Below are 24,448 nucleotides of genomic sequence, written 5' to 3' on the forward strand. Positions count from 1 at the left end.
ATTGTATGTGCCAACCTGTAACATTGCGGACGTTGTTGAAACATTCATATGATTTTTCAACATCGGGCTGTAGCGCAGTTTGGTAGCGCGCTTCGTTCGGGACGAAGAGGCCGCGGGTTCAAATCCCGCCAGCCCGACTTTTGTCATAAAGTTGGTATATCAACGTTTTTGGCTTGTTTTATCGTTCAAAAATAGGTCGAATATGCAACTAATGTGCAAATAACTCACATTTACACAACAAATAAATGAACTCTGCTTTATGTAAATAAACTAAAACAAATCAACACTTAAAACTAGCGATTTAACTACGAAACTTATTGACGAGTAATTTGGCTCTCCACCCAATCGACAATATAAGGAGCGCATTGTTCAACTTGATTCATAGCTACTTCAAACTCTAGAGGACCTCCGTACCACGGATCAGCTAAATCAAGAAGCATTTCACGCCCTGGGGCAGGCTTTTGAATAGATGGATCAAAAGAACGATACATATGCACAAGAGAACGCTTTTCAACTGGCAATAATCTAATCAACGAGCGCATATGCGAAGCTGTCATTGGCAAGAATAGGTTTGTTTCCGCGATCTCACTTGCATCAATACGGTGAGCAAAATGAGTTCTAGGCAAATTGTAACCACGCTTAATTAACTCTCTTTTAGCGCGATTATCAATAGGATTACCATATTCTTCATCGCTAACACCACTCGATTTAACAGCTACAACATCACCCAAACCTCTTAACTGAAACTCGTTTCGCAAAACAATCTCCGCCATAGGAGAACGACAAATATTACCTGTACAAACAGTCATAACAACATAAGGATTCTTAGCATCTACGTGAATTTTATTATCACAATTCATAATTCTGCCCCATTATCTAACTGGTTTATAAACCATAAATTTATATTTTGCGAAAACTTTCTTTCCATCGACTTTCATTTCAGAAGTAATCCACTCGCCTTCGCGATCAACCTTCCACAAACCTTCATCTACGAGATGCATAATATTTGGAGCAAAAGTATCAGCATTCACTCTAAAATCAATTTGTGTTACATAAGCAGCATCAACAATATTAGAGTTAATTATCTCCTTAAATATTGACCCTCCTCCAATAATCCAAATCGCTACACCGTCTTTAGGTAAATCAATGCAATTTGGATGATTCTTATCTTCAATCCATTGATAAGCATAAGAAATAGCATCATTTATACTCGTAAAACTTTTTGCTCCATCAGGCATAAAATCAGGATTTCTAGACACAATAATATTTTCACGTCCCGGAAGAGGACGGAATTTTTCTGGCATAGAATCCCATGTTCCACGACCCATAATCACAGGGCAACCAATTGTCATCTCCTTAAAATAGCGCAAATCCGGAGAAAGTCTCCAAGGCATACCACCATTTACTCCCATTGCACCAATGTTGCCTTCTAAATCTAGAGCTTGTCCCCAAATTAAACGTACTGGAATACCATTTAGCATAAAAACTCCTAGGCGACTCAAATTCGCTAAAAATCAACAAATAATAATCAAACAGCAACTGGCGCTTTAATAGTAGGATGATGCTTATAATCAACAACCTTAAAATCACTGTATTCGTAGTCAAAAATCGAAGAAGCCTTATGAATTTCAAGATGCGGATATTGATATGGAACGCGAGAAAGTTGTTCTAAAACCTGTTCAACATGATTATCGTAAATATGACAATCACCGCCAGTCCACACAAATTCTCCAGGCTTCAAACCTGCTTGCTGAGCCATCATCATAGTTAAAAGAGAATATGAAGCTATATTAAAAGGAACGCCAAGGAACATGTCACAAGAACGTTGATACAACTGACATGAAAGCTTTCCATCTGCAACATAAAATTGGAAAAGCGAGTGGCACGGAGGCAACGCCATATTCTCAACTTCAGCAGGATTCCAAGCGCTAACAATCATTCTACGAGAATCAGGATGATTTTTCATAAGATCTAAAACATTAGCAATCTGATCAATCGTGCGATTAGGATTTTCTTTAGTCGCAGCTGGCCAACTCCTCCACTGCACACCGTAAACAGGGCCTAAATCACCATTTTCATCAGCCCACTCATCCCAAATATGAACTCCATTTTCTTGAAGCCATCGCACATTACTTGAGCCTTTAAGAAACCAAAGTAATTCGTAAGCAAGACCTTTGAAAAACACTGTTTTCGTAGTAATAAGCGGAAAATATTCACTTATATCAAAACGAATTTGCTGTCCAAAAAGCGAAATTGTACCTGTACCAGTACGATCTGATTTTAACGTTCCTTCCATCAAGATTTTTCGCACTAAATCTTCATATGGAGTAGGTATATCTGATATTGGTTTTTGCGGTACACGCGCGCGAATTGCTGCAAGTTCATCTTTTGTTAAAGCCATAATGCCATTTTAACAAAATGCTAATAAATTTTAGAAGATAAAATTGTCAAAATTTTAATAAGACACTATCAAATTTACTAAAATATTTCTAATAAACATAAAAATTTTATTGTAAACAATTGTATACAATTGTTGATAAAATTTACTGTTTTTTGACTGTGTTTGTGAGGTGTGGGAATTACTTACCTCACAGGAGCTTCAACTTTTTACGCATGTTTAAATGTTGTTGCTTGTAGTAGTAAAAGTTAGATTTTAGATTACTTTAGTTTTATAAAGAGTTTGGATTAGGTGTAACTTTTTTAAATACCGTTTCGCTTTTTATTGTTCGTTAAGTAATTTCCACGCCTCACTAGTACACAATCTATACTTAACTTTCTTTGTAAATAATCCTATAGGATTATTTACATAAGTTATTGGAATTAAATATCAGCGAAGAATGCTTAACAATATTAAAAGTGGTGTTTTGCTAGAATACAACAGTTTTCATAACAAAACACCACAAAAGATGCGTATATCACTAAATGATTTCAAATTAAACTAAGCTAAATACACAAGCTGAAAAATACTAAACAAACCTAAACTCATAAAATAAATAACAAGTTCTGCTATCTACTTATGAATTTACTGTAAGCATCATCATCTAGCACAACATCCAATTCACCGATCCACATAGAAGGCTCATTAGACTTGCAGAATCCATACTTAAAGAAATAAAGCCCATCACTAATATCAAAAGAGTAAACTGCACCCATATTGAAATACTTCATGCCGAGTTCTTTACCCCATAGAATTAAATCCCAGATAGAAAGATACCCTGGGCTAACTTTGCCCTTCACACTCTCAGTGGCACCGTAAATATACCACATCATATCTTTGTAAGGAAAACCAATCATGCAAGAAATAGGTTCTCCTTCATACTCAGAAGTATAAATTCTAATATCTGGATATGCAGCTAATAACCTTTCAAAGTACTCTTTAGGTCTGTGCGTAATACCATGCCTATCTGCCATAATTTCTGTAAGCTTATAAAAAGTATCTATATCTTCTTGAGATCTTCCCCACCTGGAAGTAACACCAGCTTTTATTGAAGCACGTATATGTCTTCTAGTCATAGCGCTAAAGCCAGCCATTAAGTCTTCTTCAGACTTGCCTTCCATATTAAGAATCATATCGCAACGAGGATTAGAGAAAGAATGAGGATTTTCACCTTCACTTCTAAAAGTAAAACCTTCATCCCTATACTTTTTAACAAGATCTTGATCGTCTTTTACACAAGGATCCATTCTTAGAAGAAATGCATTATATTTTGCAAACAGAGGTTTTGCTTCATCAATAAGCTTTTTAGTAGTTTCAATATTATAAAAATCAGATACCGGACCTCTAGGAGCATAAAGAAACACTTTATTATCTACAGCTTTAATGCCAAGAACAGACATAGCTGCTGTAATTTTCCCATTCTCTTCAAGATAAACATACTCACTAATCCAATTGCTTTTAACTTTTGCCCACTGCATATCTTGAGTAGCATATCCAAATGGAGAGTTTTTTACAAAATCCTCATATTCTTGAACTTTAGCAGAATCGTTTTTATCAAGTATTGGCATTTATTCTCCTTTTTAGTTCAATACGTGATTTTAATACACACATCGAATCAATTAAGCGCTAAGCAATATGATTTAATTTCACAATGCCTAGCGCATAAAACTTAAGATTTTACGAAAAAATCAAACAAATTATAACGATTGAAAATCAAAAAAGTTATCTAGTAAGCTTCCTATGCAAGCGATGCGGACGAGCAGCTTCCTCACCCAAACGTGCAATCTTATTTTCTTCGTAAGCTTGGAAGTTACCTTCAAACCAATACCACTTAGCTGGATTATCGTCATCGCCTTCCCAAGCAAGAATATGCGTTGCAACACGGTCTAAGAACCAACGATCGTGAGAAACAACAACTGCACAACCAGGGAAATCAAGTAAAGCATTTTCTAAGCTTTCCAAAGTTTCAACATCCAAATCGTTAGTAGGCTCATCGAGAAGAAGTAAGTTTCCACCCTGCTTAAGCGTTAAAGCCAAGTTCAAACGATTACGTTCACCACCAGAAAGCACACCTGTAAGCTTCTGTTGATCCGAACCTTTAAATCCAAAGCTTGCAACGTATGCACGAGTAGGAATTTCAACGCCTGCAACTTCAATAAAATCAAGTCCGCCTGAAACAGCTTCCCACAAGTTCTTATTAGGATCCAATCCTGCACGATTCTGATCAACGTAAGAAATCTTCACAGTATCTCCAACTGTAAGCTCACCTCCAGAAAGTGGTTCTAAGCCAACAATCGTTTTGAAAAGCGTAGACTTTCCAACGCCGTTTGGACCAATCACGCCAACAATACCGTTACGAGGTAAAGTAAATGACAAGTCGTCAATAAGCACTCTATCGCCGAAAGCTTTGTGAATATGCTTTGCTTCCAAAACTTGTGAACCCAAACGTGGACCTGCTGGAATCTGAATCTCAGAGAAGTCAAGCTTCTTGGAATTACGTGCCTCTTGCTCCATCTGATCGTAACGTTCCAAACGAGCCTTGTTCTTAGCTTGGCGTGCCTTCGGCGAGCTACGAACCCAATCCAACTCATTCTTCAAACGTTTAGCAAGCTTAGCATCCTTAGCGCCTTGTATTTCCATACGCTTAGCTTTTGTTTCCAAATAAGTAGTGTAGTTACCTTTGTATGGGTAAAGCTGACCGCGATCCACCTCGCAAATCCATTCTGCTACGTTATCCATAAAGTAACGATCGTGCGTAACTGCAATAACAGCACCTTTATAGTTATGCAAGAACTGTTCAAGCCACAAAATAGACTCAGCATCTAAGTGATTCGTAGGCTCATCTAAAAGCAATAAATCAGGAGCTTCAAGAAGAAGCTTACACAATGCAACTCGACGTCTTTCACCACCAGAGCATACAGATACTGGAGAATCTGGATCAGGGCATTGCAAAGCATCCATTGCCTGCTCAAGCTGGGAATCCAAATCCCAACCGTTAGCAGCATCAATATCCGTTTGCAACTTTCCCATTTCTTCCATCAAAGCATCAAAATCAGCATCCGGATTAGCCATTTCTTCGCCAATTTGATTAAAGCGCGCCACTTTTTGCGCAATCTCACCAAACGCCATTTTAATGTTTTCGCCAACTGTTTTAGTTTCATCCAGCGGCGGCTCCTGTTGCAAAATTCCAACAGTGTAACCTGGAGTAATATAAGCCTCACCATTAGAAACATTCTCTAAGCCAGCCATAATTTTAAGCAGAGTAGATTTACCCATGCCATTAGGTCCAACTACACCAATTTTTGCACCTGGGAGGAAGCTTAAAGTAACATCGTCAAGAATTACGCGATCTCCATAAGACTTACGCGCTTTAATCATTTGATAAATAAACTCAGCCAAAGTAATATACCATCCTTAAAACGTTGGAATTCCAGCGTTTGCTACAGCTTTACGAAAAATATCGCTTTGAAGAAAGCGTACTAACTTCACGGTTGATTGTTCGCAAACTACTACAAAATCTACGCTAACAAACACCACAATTTACAAGTAAATTACGTGCAAATAAGTAAAATCGCAAGAAGCAGCAACAAAAGTACCGTTGGCTATTATCTCATGCGATAGATACATTAACACTCACAAATATTTAGTACATAAAAGCATTAACTATCAACAATCAACAAAATCAACAATACTTATTAAAAGCTGATTGTGATCAAAGCGATATCTATTAGCTTTTAGCAAGTTATATAAACCTACGCTGTAATCGAGTCGAATCTGTGTAAGTTTTCTACAATGCGAATTATGCGCTTGTCCATTACTTTGCCGCCAAGAATTACGCCAACAACCAGTACGATTGCACCGTTCACTACGAACATAATGCTTGCAATCCACAAAAGATTCGTGTTAATAGCCAAAAACGCCATAGCTGCAGCAATAGATGGAATCATGCATACTGCAGCAAGAAGCGCAAAACCTATTGGAGCAAAAGATCTAGCGCCAGCACTTCCTTGCGGCCTAGAAAATGGCTTTTCGATTGATGCTACAGGGTACATTGCTATGCACGAAGAAACTAAGCCAATGCCTATGTATGCAAAAGCTACTCCGATTGGAGAAAGAGTTTGGAACATAACTGCATTCACATTTTGCTGAACATTTGCTACGAAGAAAAGGAAAACGTAAACTCCTACTCCAAGAATTGCAAAATAAACAGCGCAAAGCACGGACCAAACTATTGCGTGCGCTAAGCGATCGTGCACGCCTTTTACGCCAATAATCGCGTGCATAGTAAAAGCTGTTCCATCGTATGCAATATTGTTTCCAACAACCATTCCCATAAGCATCGCAGCATATGTAAGCCATCCAGAAACGCCTATATCCTGTGCTATAGAACCAAATCCTTTAGTATTAAAACTAGTTCCTCCTGCAACTACCAGAATAAAAAGCGGCGCAATAAGCAAAAACAGTTGACGCATATCTCTTCTCATAACGCTAATAATTCGCGCAATAATTGCACCGACTGTGTTGTCTGGAACTGCTGCAAAGAAGCCAATTCCTTTAGTTTTAACAACTGTTTTTTGTTCACCGCGAAGTAGCTTCGGCTCTAATTTTGCGCAAAATACAGAGATTGCAAAGCAAGCAGCAATTGTTACAACGCAAATAAGGAAGCGAGTAGCAAGGGCAAGCCAATTTCCATTAATAGCATCGAGCGGCAAAGCCATAGCTGCACTTAATGGCGTAAAAGCAGATACTGCGCAGAAACTTGATCCGAACACAATTTCATTTGGTGAACTACCATGCCTGTTCATTGATGCAACAAAAATCATGTACGCTATAAAAATAGCAAAGTAAAAAATGTTTCTTGAATGCTTGTTTATTAAAATAGTGTCTAAAAGTTCAATAAGCATTTTGCTTAAAGACACGATTGTTGCAACGTAAAGCGGAGCCGCGATTACGCTTACTAAAACTGGCACAATTCCAAAGCTTCGGTACGCTAAAGACCACAAAACAAGCGCGATTGTGCTGCTTATAGAAAGCGCTCCAAAAAGAGAGCCAAGAAGCATACCAGCTTGCTGCTTTACGCAAGGAATGCCGTAAAGCGCAAAACTACGCGACTTTAGTGTTGTGTCACTTCCAAACATAAACAGGTTTATAAAAAGCGTAAAAATTGACACAATAGACGCAACCATTATTGGAAGAGCTTGGAATTCCTGCCAATTTTTAGTATCTGGAAGCATGCCTGGATCAAGATACTTTCCTGCTTCCCAGCCTGCAAAACCAAGAGCGCATATAAGCGCAAGTCCAAAAACAATTGCTATGCCAAAGCCGATTTTTTGCCAAATCGACTTTCGCATAACAGAAAAAGTAAGCGCCCAGCGAAGGCGAACCATTGTAAAAATCATAGACATTATGGCTCTCCTTATTTAAGCGTTGAAATTGGTCGAAGATGCAGAAGATTCAGGAGATACAGAAGGCGCAGAAGATGCAGGAGCGTTATTAGACTTGCCACCATTAAGCCAATCAATGCGCGCAGCCGCGTGACGTCCGCCAACAAGCTCCATGAATCGATCTTCAAGATCTTTGCCTTGAGCAACTTCCGCAAGAGTGCCAGCAGCTGCAACATGACCTTCGTTAATAATCGCCACGTGCGAGCACATTTTTTCAACTAATTCCATAACGTGCGAAGAAATAATCACCGTTCCGCCAGTAGAAACATACTCGGCTAAAATATCCTTCAAATTCGCGCTAGAAACAGGGTCTACTGCTTCAAAAGGCTCATCGAGCACAAGCACTCGAGGGCTATGAATCATTGCTGTTGCAAGGCAAATCTTCTTAGTCATACCAGTCGAATAGTCAGAAACAATAGTGTTTGCAGCTTCTGTTAAGTCAAAAGCTGAAAGCAAGTCATTTGCGCGCTTTACGGATTCCGCGCGACTCATATCGCGAAGCATGCCAGCGTAAGTTAAAAGCTGAAGTCCGGTAATCGTCTTAAAAATCTCGTCAGCTTGAGGCATTAAACCGATTGCGCGCTTAGCACTATTTACGTCACTCCAAACGTCATTGCCAAAAATCGAAGCCGAGCCAGAATCTGGCATAAGCAAGCCCGTAAGCATCTTAATCGTAGTAGTTTTACCAGCACCATTAGGACCAACTAAGCCGTAGAAAGACCCTGCTGGAATGCTCAACGAAAGATTATCTACAGCAACTTTCTTGCCAAAAGTCTTAACAAATCCGCGAATAGAAACCGCTGGAACTTCTGCACTATTATCACTCAAATCACTCGAATAAGTGTTTGCACCAAAAACTGGAACACTGCCAGACATATTTGCAGATGGAACAGAATCTACCATAGAAACCTCGCAATATACATATAAACGCACGCATTGCGCCACATTATTGCACAATCGCACGTTTACACCAAGGCTTCCATTATCTCATATCTTGCGTATAAACACACTACGAATTCGTTAGATTCGTCTCGTGCTTGAGACATTTGTAACGCTTTTTGGCTGATTTTAGTTATATTTGTCTCACTAGTGAGGCATTTGTAACGCTTTTATCCTAAACTCGTTATATTTGCATCATTGATGAGACAAATCTAACGAATCTGAGACAAAACGAAAAGGCAGGTCATCGTTAGCGCAGATTAGCTGCGCTATTCCTCGCGGCTATTAGTAGCTGCTCGGCTGATTTGGCATGTAAAGTCCACTGGACTTTACATTTAAGCCAAATCACGCTTTGAAGGAGCTTGAAATGCGTTATGCAATTTCAAGCTCAGTCAAAGCGCTTCTCGCGCTACGCTCCAAGCGCTCCGGCAGATTGGCGCGCTAATGTCCAGTGTGATGAATTGGCTTCCATTCACTTTTAGAGAAAACAGCTTGGAATGAAATCGGTACGTATGAAAGCATAAAGATTGGGAAACTTAGAGCATATGCGAACAACTCCTTACTAGTTGCTCCAAGCTTACGATGCTCTACAATAACAGTAAGCGAAACGAAAATCATCATACCAATAACACTGCTAAAAGTAGTAATAATGAAATTACTAACTGCTTCAACCTGACTCATCCAAGTCACGAATCCGCATGCAGCAAATATGAATCCTAAAATAAGTCGAATAATTGCAAGTACCATGAACGGGCAAAGAACAAGCGAAAAATCAACTGACGAAAAATCGCGCTCTTGAATACCATGCTTTATTAAAGCAGAACCATAATATCTAAATACTTGCAAAAAGCCTTTACTCCAGCGCAATCTCTGACGCCAACTTTGACTAAACGACACAGGTTGCTCGTCATAAAGCACAGCTGAACCACAATATCCAACGCGATCCCCATGAAGAATAGAATCCATTGTAAATTCAAGATCTTCCGTAAGAAGGTGGAACTTCCATCCACGGTTTCTATGCATAATCTCGCGAGAGAACATAAAACCAGTACCGCCAACATGGCAACTAGAGCCAAAAAGCATACGAGAATTATTAGTAAATCGCGATTCTCGTATAAACCATAATGCAGAACCAGAAGACACCCAATTATCTGAAAGATTAACTGAATTTCTATAACTTGTAAGTATTTGGAATCCAGCATGGAATCCTTTATTCATCTCTTCAAAGTAATGCTTATCTAAACGATTATCTGCATCGAACACAAAATAAGCGTCATATATTTGATCTTTTCCTTTTTCCATAATGTGATCAAGAAGGAAACTCAAAGCATATCCCTTACCAATATGCTTCTTATCAAATCTTTCTAACACATTACATCCAAGATCTCTGCCTACTTTAGCAGTGCTATCAGTACAATTATCTGCAACTAACCAAATATCTATAAAATCTTGATTGTATGTCTGCTCTTTAATTGAATTTATAAGATTGCCTATTACAGCTTCCTCATTACGAGCAGAAATCAATACAGCATAATGCTTATCCATAGGAGCATCTGGAAATTCAATTGGTTTTGCAACAAGCGAAGCTACAGCACATACAGCTTGATACAGCACATTCGCTACGCCAATTAGTATAACGAGTACGTCAAAAACAGATAATAATATCATTTCTTCCAGTTGCTCCGTGGATTGTTATGTGTAATATTTTTAACACTATCGCAAAAAGTAGATTTTTTAGCACGAGAACCGCTTATTTTACGAGAAGAATTTACTCCTGAACTATCTACAGGCGATTCGGTTTCTTCCATGTTGTCAATAGATGCATCGCCATTACTTTCATTATCACTTTCGCAACTACTCTCGTTATTATCTTCTCTACTATTTGAATCGTTATTATTGTCACTAGCTACATCATCGTTATTGCTTACTTTATTGCTTACACAATTATTTACTTCATCATTAATTGTATTGCTAACTCTATTAAGCATTTCTCGAGATATTACCATCGTAGATAATTCAACATCGTTAGAATCAACACTTTCATTAGAGTTTAGAAGATTTGACGAATTTGAATTTATATCATCTACAGATACAGAATTTTCTTCACTATTACCAGCATTACCAGCATTACCAGCACTACCAGCATTATTATACGTTATCGAATCATTACTAGAATCGTAAGCTTGCTTATACCAATAAAGCAAATCGTCATTCATAGTCACACGAGAAGTAGATCCTTTAAGCACGCGAGATACACTATCTCGAACAGGTTTAACTATGTTGTTTCCAATAGCTTCAGCACCTGTAACAACGATTGTTTTACGATCAGGCTTAGGATCTTGCATCAAAGGAGAATCAATAATCTCATATCTTTTCGTATAAACTTTGAAAATCGACTGAAGACTTGCACTAATAGGTAAAGCTAAGAAAGCTCCTAACGCGCCAAAAATTGCACCAAAAACTAAAACGGAAAGAAAAGCTATTGCAGGATTCAAATCCATAGTTTTTTCTGAAATTTTAGGAGAAATTACCATATTTTCAATCTGCTGATAGATTGTTACAAAAACTAAAGTAGCTAAAGCAGTACCAAATCCATTCGAACTCCAAGCGAATATAATTGGCAAAGCTCCACCTAAATACGTACCTATAGTTGGAACAAATTGTGAAACAATTCCACAGAATAACGAAAGCGGCAACCAATACGGAACTTTCATACAGATAAGAAATATTGCAGTTCCAACAGCATTTATTAGCGCAAGTATAATTCTTGAAAAAAGAAAACTCGAAATCTGTTCTTGAACAATCGACCAAATAAACACAAAACGACGCTGAGATTTAGGATTCAACCAGCAGCACAAACTACGGCGCATCTTAGGACCTGCAGCAGAAATATAATATGTGACCATAACTATAGTGAGTAAATCAAGCAAACTTGTAAACAAGCCCCAAGTAGTGTTAAGAGCAAAACCACCGAAATCAACAACCCATGAAGTTTGTATATTTTTCAATACTTCTACTATTAGTTGCTCAATATTAGGAAGTCTTACATGTGTTACATTTAATACTACTTTCGCAACTTGCTCATAAAGCTTAGGAAAACCACTAACCATAGAAATAGCCTGCTGAACAAACAAATTCCCAAAAAGACCTAAAAGTAAGCCAGCAGATACTATTAAACTGAATAATGTAACGCCTGCAGCAGCACCGCGTTTCCAACCATGTTTTACCAATTTAATTACTAGCGGTTCCATAGCTAGTGCAATGAACATTGAAACTACAACATCGAACACAACAAACGATATATTTGCCCACGCAAACCATATAAAAATAGCTATAAACGCAAATATTACAACATATAAAAGCGCACGAGATAGCCAATCAGGAGGTCTTCTATCATCGCCTTTTACAGGAAACAACGATGCTAAATCTAGTTTCTCACTACTAGCGTTTTGATCGCCACAATGATTTAGACGATTATCTAAATAAGATTTGCGATTACTCATAGGCTCTATTGTAATGGAATACACTATTTTGACCTAACTAGACACGACCTAACTAGACACGAATTATTAAAATACTTCTTAATATTTTTAATAAATGTGCTAAAAAACGAATTATAGTTTAATTTACAACGTATTCTTTGCTATTAGTTAGGCAGAGATTTAAGATTTTTCGCCCTGAATGAGATCTTTATTTCAATTTTTTATCGCGCACGCAGTAACACCTCAACACTTCGCTGGCGGGGAAGTCCACTGGACTTCCCCTCTGTGTCAGCTCACTCATCGAAGGAGCTTAAAGCGCACCATGCAGCTTTAATCTCAGTCGATTCGCAGCCCGATGGTGATTCATCGAATGAAGAAGAAAAATCGAAAAATCTCAGTGATTAACCGAAGACTAAAAGACTAAACATGCAAAGAGATCTCGGAGTTTCTCTTAGAGCAATGTAAAAATCTTGCGATGAGAGAAACTCCGAGAGCTCAGCAACAACAAATAGAATGATTCTGTAAAATTCTACTTTTCTAGCACGCTTAAAAGCAAAATTTATATAAAATCAGATGTGGAAGTAAAGCTCATACTCGAGAGGAGTTGGAGCTAAACGAGCCAAATCCATTTCACCATGCTTTAGATCAAGCCAAGTATCAATTAAATCACTTGTGAACACATCACCTTGTTGCAAGAAGTCATGATCTTCTTCCAAAGCTTGCAAAGCTTCACCAAGCGAAGAAGGAACTTGTTTAATACCTTCATGTTCCTCAGGAGGTAACTCATATAAATCTTTGTCGATTGGAGCTGGTGGCTCAATATGATTCATAATTCCATCTAAACCTGCCATAAGCTGTGCTGAGAAGGCTAAGAATGGATTGCAAGAAGGATCTGGAGCACGGAATTCAATGCGCTTAGCTGAAGGAGCTGTACCAGCTAGTGGAATTCGGATTGCAGCAGAACGATTACGAGCTGAGTAAACCAAATTCACAGGAGCTTCGTATCCTGGAACCAAACGGTGATAAGAGTTCAATGAAGGGTTAGTAAACGCTAACACAGAAGAAGCGTGCTTAATTAAGCCTCCAATATACCAACGAGCAATATCTGAAAGTTGAGCATAACCTGTTTCAGAGTAGAAAAGCGGCTTACCATCTTTCCACAAAGACTGATGGCAGTGCATTCCAGTACCATTATCTCCTGCAATTGGCTTTGGCATAAAGGTTGCAGCTTTACCAGCTAATGCAGCAGTTTCATGAACAACATACTTATACTTCATCAAATCATCGCCAGCATGCACAAGCGTGTTATAACGATAGTTGATTTCTTGCTGACCTGCACCGCCAACTTCGTGGTGAGATCTTTCAAGAATCAAGCCAACTTTTTGCAAATTGGCTACCATATCATCTCTCAAATCCTGATTGTGATCAATTGGTGGAACTGGGAAGTATCCGCGCTTGACGCGATTCTTAAATCCAATATTGTTACTTCCGTCATCTTCCGTATCAACTCCAGAATTCCAAGGAGCTTCGTTAGAATCAACTTCATAGAATGAGCATTGCATATCGTTAGCAAAACGCACTTTATCGAATATAAAGAATTCAGCTTCAGGTGCAAAACTTGCTGTATCTGCAATACCTGTTGATTTCAAATATGCTTCAGCTTTGAGAGCAACTTGACGAGGATCGCGCGAATATGGCTCATTCGTAACAGGATCAACAATCGAAAAAGCAACATTCAAAGTCTTATGCTTACGGAAAGGATCAATATAAGCAGTATCAACATCTGGGACTAAGTTCATATCAGATTCGTTAATAGCTTGGAATCCTTGCATTGAAGATCCATCAAAAGGCATACCGTCTGTGAAAGCTCCATGCAAGAATTCGCTAGCTGGAACAGTGAAATGCTGCTGTACGCCAATCAAATCAGTAAATCGCACGGATACGTATTCAATGCCTTCTTTTTTAATCAAAGCCTCGGCATCTTCTTTAGTTTGCAAAGTGGTCATGCCACAATCCTTTCATAAAATAGTCATTAAATAGTTTAGATGCCTGTACTATATTTTTGATTTCAACAACTCTACTATCACGTTACTTTTTTGTTTCATATTCCTGAAAATTTATTTTTATGTAATTTTTTATGTAATTTTTTACGCAATTTTTATTCTTATTTTTTTAACTTTACGTAACTTTGGTTTTATTACATGCATTTACATATAGGAATTATTAACAAACTATTTTATTTACTTAAGAAAATTATCTTTACAATCTTCTGACGCAACATCTGCAACAACAGGAACTATCATTGGCTTCCTACGCAAAGCGCGCGCAATCCAACCTCCAAGAACTCGTCTCATAATTTGTTGCAACTTATAAGTATCGCGCTCTCCATGAATCATAGCATCTTCTAATTGTTGAACTATTTGATGACGAATCTTTTCAAAATCAGACTCATCCTCAGCCATAGCATTAACAAAAATCTTTGGCCCGCTTACAACATCACTTTTGTTAGTATCTACTACAACAAAACTAGAAACAAAGCCTTCTGTACCAAGAATCCTACGCTTTTCAAGCTCTTCGTCTGTAAGCTCACCTACAGAATCGCCGTCAACATAAACATAACCGCATGGAACTGAACCAACTACAGCAGCGTTTCCATGATATAAATCAACCACGTCACCGTCTTCAGCTAGAACAACATTTTGCGGATCAACACCAGTTTTAACAGCAATCAAACCATTTGCAACTAAATGTCTATGTTCTCCGTGAATTGGCATAGCACACTTCGGTTTAACAATGTTATACAAATAAAGCAACTCACCTTCATTACAATGACCAGAAACATGAATTGCAGCATTATCTTTGTTAATAACACGAGCGCCCATCTGCACAAGTTTGTTAATAACCTTATAAACTTCATGCTCATTACCAGGTATAAGCGAACTTGCAAGAATTACAGTATCAAATTCATTAACTGTAATATCTCTATGGCTTCCGTCTGCAATTCGCCCAAGAGCAGCCATAGGCTCACCTTGAGAGCCTGTACACATGTAAACAAGCTTATCGTCTTGAATATCTTTAGCCTGTTTCAAATCAACAACAGTATTTTCCGGAATATGCAAATAGCCTAAATCTGCTGCAATAGACATATTACGAACCATAGAACGGCCAACAAAAACAACTTTTCTGCCGAATTTATGTGCAGCATCAACTACTTGTTGCACTCTATGAACATGGCTTGAGAAGCTTGCAACAATAATTTTTCGAGTAGCTTCAGAAAAAGCACGATCCAAAGCTGGTCCAATAGTAGTTTCAGGTTTAACAAATCCTGGAACTTCAGCATTCGTAGAATCAGCCATAAGCAAGTCAATACCTTGCTCACCTAAACGTCCAAACTCAACTAAATCAGTAATACGGTGATCTAGTGGGAGCTGATCCAGCTTAATATCACCAGTATCAATAATCGTACCGGCAGGAGTTTTAACACATACAGCAAGAGCATCTGGTATAGAATGCGTTACAGTAATAAATTCCAAATTAAAAGGTCCAATTTTAATTTTTTCTCGACCTTCAACTTGAATCATCTTAGGTTCTATTTTATGTTCATTGCATTTAGCTTCAACAAAAGCTAGAGTCAGCTTTGAACCAATCAATGTGATATCTGGACGCATTTTAAGCAAATATGGCACACCACCAATATGATCTTCATGACCATGCGTTAATACCAATGCTTCTACTTTATCTAAGCGATTTTGAATATAGTGAAAATCAGGTAGGATTAAATCAACACCAGGCTGCTCTTCTTCAGGGAACAAAACACCACAATCTATTAGCAGAATATGGCCGTTATACTCTATAACGTTCATATTGCGACCAATTTCACCGAGTCCGCCTAATGGAACAATTCGCATAGAACCTTTACGATATTTTGGCGGAGCAATTAAAGAGCCTTCACGCTGATCGTTTACAACAGGAGGAAGAATATTAGCTCGAGATGTTTTACTTTGCATACGCAATTTATTTTTATTGGATTTAGCACTTTCACTTTGCATAGATTTCTTATCTTTTTTCACTAACTTACTCGCATTTTTCTTATTTTTTGTCTTATTGCTTTCTTTCACAATTTGCGATTCAAGCTCAGCAACTGCTTTATTAGCTAATTCATCAACTTTAGCCTTACCAGTCGCAAATAAATCATTTACAGATGATTGCTCATCTGAAAGCATATAAGATTTCAATTGATTTTCTCACTTATCACTAAATGAAAATCCACATTATTTCTAGCTATCCAAAAGCAAATCGCCAAAACAAGTTTCCAACTCATAACCTTTTAACAACAAATCATGGCTTAAATTTTTGCATCATAACACTCACACACGCAATATTTACTAGAAATAAATAACTATTTTATAAAAAGTAAATAATTCTAAACGAGCGCTTCGTTAATGGATCAGCTCTATAAAACGTTATAAATTCCGGATTAACAAAAATATTGTATTAAGAACAAAACTAATGGCGATTTTTGAACCAGATTTCAACTCCAATACCAATAGCAACTATAACAATAGCGAAAATAAAAATACCAATAACTGCAGCTCCAGTTGTAACTAATGAAGACTGACCAGTTGAAAAGTTCGCTGCCGACAAAACCTGATCCACTAAATTATTATGCTCAAACATAATATACCCCCTGTTTATAAAACAGTATCAAATCCATTAAATCACACACATATGCTCACAATTAACAAATCTATATTTTGCGTGTGAACATATTCAAGCATGAATCTACACTTACATCTAATTATAAGCACAAATCAAATTTTGTTGCTCCAGATATTACAATGATTCCACAAAATTATTATTTTTGTTTTCTTCGCTTAAGAATTATCACAATAAACCATCCAAGAACAGCAAACGGAATAGCTACAAGAGTTGCAATCCAAGGAACAGACATTCCAACGTGTATATTCCAAGTATCAATAACCCAGCCAGCAACCATAGAACCGAGCGATGAACCGACAGCAGAAGCCGTAGGAAGCCATGAAAGACCTTCTGTAAGAGAATATTCTGGAATCGTTGCTTTAACAATCAAATTTGCTGTGGCAAAAATTGGAGATACGCATAATCCTGAAAGAACTTCAAAAATACTCAACACTAGCAAACGATCTAAATTGATACACATAAGAATGTATCCGAGAGTAAGCAAAGTTAGGAACACTATTAAATGAGACCAATTCGATCCGCGGAATTTATGAGATCCAAAAATCATCGCACCTACAAGCGAGCCACAAGCGAATAACGCAAGCTGCAAACCGATATGATCTTCTAAACCTTGAGATTTCAATGCTGCTGTAACAGAAAGATCGAAAGCACTAAAGCTCATGTTAAAAATCAAGAACATAACAAGTAACGGTATAATTCCTCTATAAAGCAATACGTTCTTAGTTTTTCTATTAGATTTAGAAGTATGTAATTGTTTTAAGCTCAATTTATCTATTAAACTGTTATTTTTACTATTAGCGTTCGCACTAGAATTGCCAATGGACGCAGCATTTCGAACATTATCAGGATTTGCATAAACATCTTTAACAGCTTCTCTTACATCTTCATCATATGAAGAAGCAGATTCTATTTGCACAACTTCCATAACAGTAGGCTGAGTATTACGCAAAGAAAAGAACCAAGAACCGCCGATTCCACTAGCTAGAACTGGAATAAATAATTGAGATACAGGATGTACAGAAGTAGCTAACCACGCAGAAAGAATAGGTCCAAAAATAAAAACTATTTCATCAATTCCTGATTCAAGTGCATATGCAACATTAAGTAAAGAATCATCCTTTTCTGAGCGCAATGTATATGCCCATCGAGTACGAACAAGAGCACCAAACGCGAATTGCGTAACACCCATAACAATTGCGAGCGCAAATAATAGAGTTAAAGGCACATGGAACAGAACTGCAATAGCAAATCCTAACATAGCAATGATTTGTACAGAAAGTGCTATTGTTCCAATCTTCTTTTGACCAAATCTATCAAAAAGTTTTGCATAAAGCGGTGTTACTGCAGCTTGAGCTAACACATATGATGCTGCCATAGCTCCAGCAACAGTCCAATTTTTATAAAGATTGTTTATAGCTAGAACTATTCCTAAACCCATCATTGACATCGGCAATCTCGCAAGAGCGCCAGATATACAGAACGACTTAACACCTTTATGCGCAAAAAGGCGCGCGTATTGTGTAGCCGCTGTAGGCTTCTTTTGCAATGATGACGACATACATTAAACTCCCAATATCAACTAAAATTGTTTTATGTTTTCAAATTAAATAATCAAGTAATTAAATAATTAAATAATCGAATACACTTTATTATTTTTATATTTTTATATTTTTCTATAACTTGTTTTATTTTCTTTTTCTTTAAGCGCGAGTATTAGAACGAGCTCTAGAACGAGAAGATTTAATTCTTGGTTCACCAGAATAAATAAACAAATCACTCACTAAATTTTTAACTCGTTCAGCATCTTTTGGATGATTTTGATGCATCCATTGTGCATCTCTTTTTAAGCCATGATAATCATAAAAACTCACATCACAAGCAGTATCTGTATGCAAATAATAACGGTTCACTCCGCGATGACGCAAGTGTTGCATAGTTCTAGACCACAATCCACCGCCTACTCCATGCCCACGAGCTGCAGGAGATACTAAAAAGAGTTCTAATTCAGCTTGAGTTAAATCATTTATGTGAGATTTTGCCTCTAGTTTAGTTTCAATAGAACGCATGCTTTTAGCGCTATCTAAAGCGTCAACATAATGAATATCATTTGAAGTGCCCATCAATAATTCCTGCTTATGCAACATTTTTGCAACTTCAGGAAATATTAAATCATCGCCAAATACGCGTGTTAGAAGCAATCCTAAGAATTTATCATTATCGCATGCAATAACGCTATGTGTACAAGGCGCTAAATAGTGCAATACGAATCTTTTTGAAAGTTCTTTAGATGCATCAGATCCAACAGAATCAGAAATCCCCCATGTACGTTCATACTCATCAACTACAGCATCGAGATCACCCAGATTCATTGGGCGAAATTCAACAGCCATTTTACATCCTCAACTTTTTCTTAATACGTTTCTTGGCAGAACGCTATTCGTATATTATTACACAGTTATTATTCATGAATATTACTTCTATTATGCATAAATTTTCTATTATAGAACAGGCTTCACAAGCAAATTTTATACATATTTACATATTATTCATACATTTTGCATGATTGAACCATACTCACTCACACAAATATCATTTACTTCTCAGAGTATCAAATACCCACTATGTATGCATATTTTAAAGATTTTTAAATTATTCTTTAAGATAATTCAGACCGAATCTGTTGCTCAGTTTTTAATAGAGCGTGAATTTCGCGAGATTCTTCATTCTCCTCACTTACATAATATAGAGTTGCGTTAATTTCATCGAGTTTTGCGGAAGTCAAAGCAGAAAGCATAAGACGATACCAATCTAATTGCACTAATTTTCTTTCTATTTCTTTTTTAACAGTAGGTTTTTTACCAGTCTTCCAATCAACTACAGTAAAACGTTTAGAAGTATCTTTAGGATTTAATCCGCCTAAGAAAACTGCATCCAAAATGCCATTTAATACACGAGGATTATTCCCATTTGATTCCAAAGCATAAGAAATAGGCAATTCTGCAGCCAAAGAAACTCTTTTAGCCCAACGAGATTTAACTAATCGAGTCTTCCAAATGTTCAATAAATCTTCTCTGTCGTCTAGTTTTAAGGAGCTAATATCGCAATTGACTAAATTAGTATTATTTTCATTGTTTAATGCAATATTTTTATTTGCTAACGAATCTGCTAACGAATTTGCTAAAGCTTGCTGAGAATCAGTTAAATTATTGCGCTCAGCTAAAGCACAAACTTTTGATTCAGAGACCAAGTGTGCAAATATTGAAAGTTGCACATCAATACGAGAAATCATACTATTTGAAAAATCATCATAAGAATCTAAAATCGCACTTGAGTTATAAGTAGATGAGTCAAACTCAGAAGAACTAGAAAAGTCATAAGACTTAGAAGACTCATCAGACACAGAAGACTCATTTTTTGCGAAATTACTCATCTCTAAATTGCCAGCATTTACAAAGCTTTCAGCCCATTCATGGAATTTCGTTCCCATATCTGAATTTATAGTAGAAACTGATGGAATAGGACGTATATACGCGAGCATACGCCTGTCAATATCTCTAGAATTACTTTTATTAGAAGAATTAGAAATTTTCGCACTACGTTGCAATGTAGTAATACTTAATGCTTTAGAATTATTTTTTTCAGAATCTTCAGCTTTTTGACGTACATATTCCGCAAGATCTTTATTAGAATTATAATTTTTTAATCCAAAATCTGAATCACTAATAAACATCTTTACTCTATTCGTAAGAGAAAGATTTTCTAGATTACAAGAATTAGAGCAAGAAGAATCAGAACTAGAATTCAAGTCAGAACTAGAGCACAAACTAGAATCACTAGAAGAATCACTAGAAGAATCACTAGACGAATCACTAGACGAATCACTAGACGAATCACTAGACGAATCATCTATATTACTTTTCATCAAACGAACAGACTCATTTAAAGTATCTTCTAAATCTTTGCTCAAAGTAATAGGCCATGGCAACACAATATTTCCAATAGATGCAGGCTGATTTGTACGCTCTTGCAAAACGTCAGCCAATTTAGAAGCATATTCACCAACAGCAATTCCAAAATTAGAACATGATTCATCGCATACTTCATCTTCTACATCAGCAGACTTCACATCATCTGACTGCATATCATCAGACTTAACATCATCTGACTTAACATCAGCAGACTTATTCAAAATAATCTTTTTATATTCACTAGTTTTATCATTAAAAGTATCAGATTTTAAATTCTCACAATCAGATTCCATATTATAAAGAGAATTTAAAGCTTCTTTCATAAAAACAGAAAGTTTCATATCAGACTTTGCGTCATCGCTAGCCATTTGTGTTGTTCGAGCACAAGTTAGCATAGTAGCAAATTGAGCACGAGTCATAGCAACATAAAGCAAATGCCTTTCTTCCATATGAAGTTGATTGCCACGTTCTTCAGATTGAGTCAAAATATCACAATTATTTCTATATATTTCTTTAGTATCATCAGACAAAAACTGATCAAGATCTACTCCGCTTTCAATAGCATCACTTTCATATACATACTTAGCTAAAGAACGCAAAGCAACACGGCGATTAGTTTTAATCTCATCATAAATTTTTTCTACGCTATCATATTTTTTCAATGACTCAAGAGGATGCATACCAGAACTCAAACTAGCATCGTGAGGAAAATGCGGTAAATTACCTGAATCAACTCGCAAAGGCACAGGTACAGACGATGCATATTCGATCGGAACATGCGCAGAAGACGCCAGCAAAGAAGAATCAAATATTAAATCAGCTCCACTGTTTTTAAGATTATCTATATATTCAACATCATCATCACTATCTAAAGCAAAACTAAGATTATCACCTTGACTACTAGGGAATTTTTTAGCATTAAGACCCACAACAGCAACTGCAGGCCATTGCAAACCTTTAGATTGATGAACTGTCATCATCACTACTTGAGCATTATCATCTTCTATAGAATCTGCAGAATCAAAATCATCACTTGATTCAATCCAAGACATAAGACCCTTTAAAGAAGGTTTTTGCCACTCACCCATCTCTTGAATATAAGTATCTGTAATAGAATTCAAAGAATCTAGTGTGGAATGCATAGCGTGCAATACGTTTTCACGGTTTATACAATCGTCTTTTATGCATGACGCAACAGCTGAATCAATATCCACATTCAACGCTTCAACTGCAACACGCATAACATCATTCAAAGAATTATTACAAGCACGAGTAACAGTTTGCAACATATCGCTTACTCGCCTAACAACAGCATAACCATGTTTACTTAATTTATTGTATAATTCACAAACAGTATTATTTGAATCACTTGACTTTTCGCTACTGCTATTATATTTTATTTCACTCTTGTTTTTATATTTAAAAGGATTTTCTGGAATATTTTGCATAAATATATCTGCTAAAAATACTCCATTATCAATGCTATTTTGTGAGGAAGTATTAGAGGAATTAGCACGCTGATTTTTCACAGCTTTAATCATTTCAGCTCCGCTAAGACCGCAAGGAAGCAATCCAGCTTGCACGTAAATATCGTATTTGTATTTAATATTTGCGTCATTCGCAATATTTGCAAGAGTTTTCAAATCTTTTGCAGACAATGAAAATCTTGGAGTTGCGAGCAATCGCATAAGAGAGGAAGAGCAACTGTGATCATTTACAACATTCAATAAAGCAAGAACGTCTTTTACACAAGGATCTTCTTTTGCTGACGAACAACCAACTACACTAACTTTTAAGCCAGCAGATCGTAAAGCATCTGCATACAAAGGCATAGACAACTTACTTCTAAATAATATTGCTACTCTAGGCTTTAACGGATTGCGATTTTCGTCTGCAGGAAATGGCGTTAAAGTAGGATCCGAAAATAGTTTTGCAAACCTAACTACAGCTTCAATTTCTTGATATTTAGTTGGCATTACTACAGCTGCTACTGTTCCTAAAGTAGCATTATCCATAGGTTTCAAAACTTCTACATCAACTTCACGATGTTCAACACTACTTTTATTTTGTAGTTCAGAATCACGCATAGGTTTCGTCAAATCATTAGCTAGTTTAAGAATAAGATGAGCATTTCTACGAGTAGTAGTTAAAGAACACTCAGATAAATTACTTTCTAAATCATTAACAGGATTTAAAGTATTAGCATCAGAGCTTAAATTTTTATCAATTTTAGATTTGAAAGAATTCTTAAAAGCAATAAAAGCGCCAGAACTAGCTCCACGAAAACCATAGATAGCTTGGAACGGATCTCCAACTGCAGTAATATAAGTTTCATTTTTATTTACAATACCATCTTTGCAAATATCAGTATTATTATTAAACAGCCTATTTATTAGCATCGATTGAGTAGTAGAAGTATCTTGATATTCATCTAACAAAACTTGCTTATATTGTTCTCTGTATTGGATTGCAATAGAAGGAAAATGCGTGACTAAACGATACGCTGCAATAGTAAAATCACTGAATTGTGCCATATTTGCCTTATGTTTAGCTTTATCGAAATCTAAAACTAAATCAAGTAAAATATTGCGCTTTTTTGCAGCACTAATAAGATTCATGCATTCTTCAACGCATGCATTTTCCCAATATTTTTCAAATTTATTACATGCTTTCTTAAAAAGCTCATTTTTTTCTTCAACTGACTTACTTTTAGCTTTACTATATTTAGGAATAGCAATATCACTACTAGAATTTTCTTCCAAAGTTTTATTTTCAACAATTTTATTCATAAACTGAAGAAAATCATTATTCCAAGCACGAATTTTATCAACAGCTTGAACAACGCTATCGCAAACATTACCTTGAGAATCGACACCAATCATTGAACAAGCAATATTTGAATAAAGACTTAAAACATCTTTACATAAAGAATTGAAGTTATATAACGAAATAACACTATCAGAAGAATACAAATCCAAGCTTGCACTATTTTTATCTAAATAATCTCCAACAACAGACTTAATCAACTCGTAAGCGCCAGCATTACTTAAAGGCATAACATTTTGACTAAAACCAATAAGTATTCCATATTTACGCACAATTGATTGGAAGAACGAATCATAAGTCATAACTTCTGGCTTTAAGAATGAATTTGACGAAGATTTACTTACAGCTGCAGAAACTCGAGATAACAACTCAGAGGCAGCTTTGTTAGTAAAAGTAAGACCAAGAATTGATTCGGGAGCAACACCTTGATTTATCAATGCAATTACTCGTTGAGTCATTGTGAAAGTTTTACCACTACCAGCTCCAGCAACAACAAGAATATTTGAGTCTGAAGGTGAATTTATAACACGCGATTGTTCGTCACTAAACACGATTTTTTCGCTTTTAACTTGCACATTTTCTTGCACATTTTCTTGCAATTTTTCGTTTAATACTTGTTCGCTCATCATATTC

Annotated in this window: 15 protein-coding genes and 1 tRNA gene; 1 reads left to right on the forward strand and 15 read right to left on the reverse strand. The window is 36.6% G+C overall.

Annotation, left to right across the window (positions count from 1 at the left end; translation table 11 throughout):
* Positions 1–63: 63 nt before the first annotated feature.
* Positions 64–137, forward strand: a tRNA-Pro gene (locus HXT27_RS00695).
* A gap of 177 nt (positions 138–314) precedes the next feature.
* Here HXT27_RS00695 and HXT27_RS00700 read toward each other — a convergent pair.
* From HXT27_RS00700 to HXT27_RS00770, 15 genes are all read right to left on the reverse strand, one after another.
* Positions 315–860, reverse strand: coding sequence for a low molecular weight protein-tyrosine-phosphatase (locus HXT27_RS00700; RefSeq protein WP_103043500.1), 546 nt, complete (start codon positions 858–860; stop codon positions 315–317).
* Positions 861–872: 12 nt separating this feature from the next.
* A complete protein-coding gene (locus tag HXT27_RS00705; protein ID WP_075523997.1) occupies positions 873–1,481 on the reverse strand; it encodes a dihydrofolate reductase in 609 nt (202 codons plus the stop codon).
* A 47-nt stretch (positions 1,482–1,528) separates the two neighbouring features.
* The gene (locus HXT27_RS00710; RefSeq protein WP_103043499.1) at positions 1,529–2,401 is read right to left on the reverse strand and encodes a thymidylate synthase; all 873 of its coding nucleotides are present in this window, start codon (positions 2,399–2,401) and stop codon (positions 1,529–1,531) included.
* A 605-nt stretch (positions 2,402–3,006) separates the two neighbouring features.
* Complete coding sequence (locus HXT27_RS00715) at positions 3,007–4,005, reverse strand: lipid II:glycine glycyltransferase FemX (protein ID WP_075523563.1); 999 nt, start codon at positions 4,003–4,005, stop codon at positions 3,007–3,009.
* Positions 4,006–4,159: 154 nt separating this feature from the next.
* A complete protein-coding gene (gene ettA, locus HXT27_RS00720; protein ID WP_075523564.1) occupies positions 4,160–5,836 on the reverse strand; it encodes an energy-dependent translational throttle protein EttA in 1,677 nt (558 codons plus the stop codon).
* Between the two features lie 353 nt (positions 5,837–6,189).
* Positions 6,190–7,842 carry a hypothetical protein gene (locus tag HXT27_RS00725; RefSeq protein WP_199172746.1) on the reverse strand — a complete coding sequence of 551 codons (1,653 nt, stop codon included), beginning with the start codon at positions 7,840–7,842 and terminating at the stop codon, positions 6,190–6,192.
* A 15-nt stretch (positions 7,843–7,857) separates the two neighbouring features.
* Positions 7,858–8,784 (reverse strand): ABC transporter ATP-binding protein, encoded by a 927-nt coding sequence (locus tag HXT27_RS00730; protein ID WP_075523566.1) that lies wholly within the window; start codon positions 8,782–8,784, stop codon positions 7,858–7,860.
* Between the two features lie 477 nt (positions 8,785–9,261).
* Positions 9,262–10,488 carry a glycosyltransferase family 2 protein gene (locus tag HXT27_RS00735; protein ID WP_103043497.1) on the reverse strand — a complete coding sequence of 409 codons (1,227 nt, stop codon included), beginning with the start codon at positions 10,486–10,488 and terminating at the stop codon, positions 9,262–9,264.
* The gene (locus tag HXT27_RS00740) at positions 10,485–12,323 is read right to left on the reverse strand and encodes an AI-2E family transporter (protein WP_103043496.1); all 1,839 of its coding nucleotides are present in this window, start codon (positions 12,321–12,323) and stop codon (positions 10,485–10,487) included. The genes HXT27_RS00735 and HXT27_RS00740 overlap by 4 nt, the downstream gene beginning before the upstream one ends.
* A 548-nt stretch (positions 12,324–12,871) precedes the next feature.
* On the reverse strand, positions 12,872–14,308 hold the full coding sequence (gene glnA / locus HXT27_RS00745; RefSeq protein ID WP_075523568.1) for a type I glutamate--ammonia ligase: 1,437 nt from the start codon (positions 14,306–14,308) through the stop codon (positions 12,872–12,874).
* Between the two features lie 234 nt (positions 14,309–14,542).
* The gene (locus HXT27_RS00750) at positions 14,543–16,309 is read right to left on the reverse strand and encodes a ribonuclease J (protein WP_230955913.1); all 1,767 of its coding nucleotides are present in this window, start codon (positions 16,307–16,309) and stop codon (positions 14,543–14,545) included.
* 499 nt (positions 16,310–16,808) lie between these two features.
* On the reverse strand, positions 16,809–16,979 hold the full coding sequence (locus tag HXT27_RS00755) for a hypothetical protein (protein ID WP_155642894.1): 171 nt from the start codon (positions 16,977–16,979) through the stop codon (positions 16,809–16,811).
* Between the two features lie 178 nt (positions 16,980–17,157).
* Positions 17,158–18,579 (reverse strand): MFS transporter, encoded by a 1,422-nt coding sequence (locus HXT27_RS00760; protein WP_103043495.1) that lies wholly within the window; start codon positions 18,577–18,579, stop codon positions 17,158–17,160.
* Positions 18,580–18,721: 142 nt separating this feature from the next.
* Positions 18,722–19,411 carry a GNAT family N-acetyltransferase gene (locus HXT27_RS00765; RefSeq protein ID WP_075523571.1) on the reverse strand — a complete coding sequence of 230 codons (690 nt, stop codon included), beginning with the start codon at positions 19,409–19,411 and terminating at the stop codon, positions 18,722–18,724.
* Between the two features lie 266 nt (positions 19,412–19,677).
* Entirely contained in the window at positions 19,678–24,444 is a 4,767-nt protein-coding gene (locus HXT27_RS00770; RefSeq protein ID WP_422113165.1) for a UvrD-helicase domain-containing protein, read from the reverse strand.
* Between the last annotated feature and the right edge of the window lie 4 nt (positions 24,445–24,448).

The sequence above is a fragment of the Gardnerella bivia genome (assembly GCF_049262715.1).
GTDB lineage: Bacteria > Actinomycetota > Actinomycetes > Actinomycetales > Bifidobacteriaceae > Bifidobacterium > Bifidobacterium vaginale_A.

What these genes read in the sequence shown, in the direction of transcription:
- HXT27_RS00765 (WP_075523571.1), bottom strand. Translation starts at nt 19,411, where the DNA reads ATGGCTGTTGAATTTCGCCCAATGAATCTGGGTGATCTCGATGCTGTA.
- HXT27_RS00715 (WP_075523563.1), bottom strand. Translation starts at nt 4,005, where the DNA reads ATGCCAATACTTGATAAAAACGATTCTGCTAAAGTTCAAGAATATGAG.
- glnA (WP_075523568.1), bottom strand. Translation starts at nt 14,308, where the DNA reads ATGACCACTTTGCAAACTAAAGAAGATGCCGAGGCTTTGATTAAAAAA.
- HXT27_RS00740 (WP_103043496.1), bottom strand. Translation starts at nt 12,323, where the DNA reads ATGAGTAATCGCAAATCTTATTTAGATAATCGTCTAAATCATTGTGGC.
- HXT27_RS00760 (WP_103043495.1), bottom strand. Translation starts at nt 18,579, where the DNA reads ATGTCGTCATCATTGCAAAAGAAGCCTACAGCGGCTACACAATACGCG.
- HXT27_RS00750 (WP_230955913.1), bottom strand. Translation starts at nt 16,309, where the DNA reads ATGCAAAGTAAAACATCTCGAGCTAATATTCTTCCTCCTGTTGTAAAC.
- HXT27_RS00755 (WP_155642894.1), bottom strand. Translation starts at nt 16,979, where the DNA reads ATGTTTGAGCATAATAATTTAGTGGATCAGGTTTTGTCGGCAGCGAAC.
- HXT27_RS00710 (WP_103043499.1), bottom strand. Translation starts at nt 2,401, where the DNA reads ATGGCTTTAACAAAAGATGAACTTGCAGCAATTCGCGCGCGTGTACCG.
- HXT27_RS00730 (WP_075523566.1), bottom strand. Translation starts at nt 8,784, where the DNA reads ATGGTAGATTCTGTTCCATCTGCAAATATGTCTGGCAGTGTTCCAGTT.
- HXT27_RS00700 (WP_103043500.1), bottom strand. Translation starts at nt 860, where the DNA reads ATGAATTGTGATAATAAAATTCACGTAGATGCTAAGAATCCTTATGTT.
- HXT27_RS00735 (WP_103043497.1), bottom strand. Translation starts at nt 10,488, where the DNA reads ATGATATTATTATCTGTTTTTGACGTACTCGTTATACTAATTGGCGTA.
- HXT27_RS00770 (WP_422113165.1), bottom strand. Translation starts at nt 24,444, where the DNA reads ATGATGAGCGAACAAGTATTAAACGAAAAATTGCAAGAAAATGTGCAA.
- HXT27_RS00725 (WP_199172746.1), bottom strand. Translation starts at nt 7,842, where the DNA reads ATGTCTATGATTTTTACAATGGTTCGCCTTCGCTGGGCGCTTACTTTT.
- HXT27_RS00705 (WP_075523997.1), bottom strand. Translation starts at nt 1,481, where the DNA reads ATGCTAAATGGTATTCCAGTACGTTTAATTTGGGGACAAGCTCTAGAT.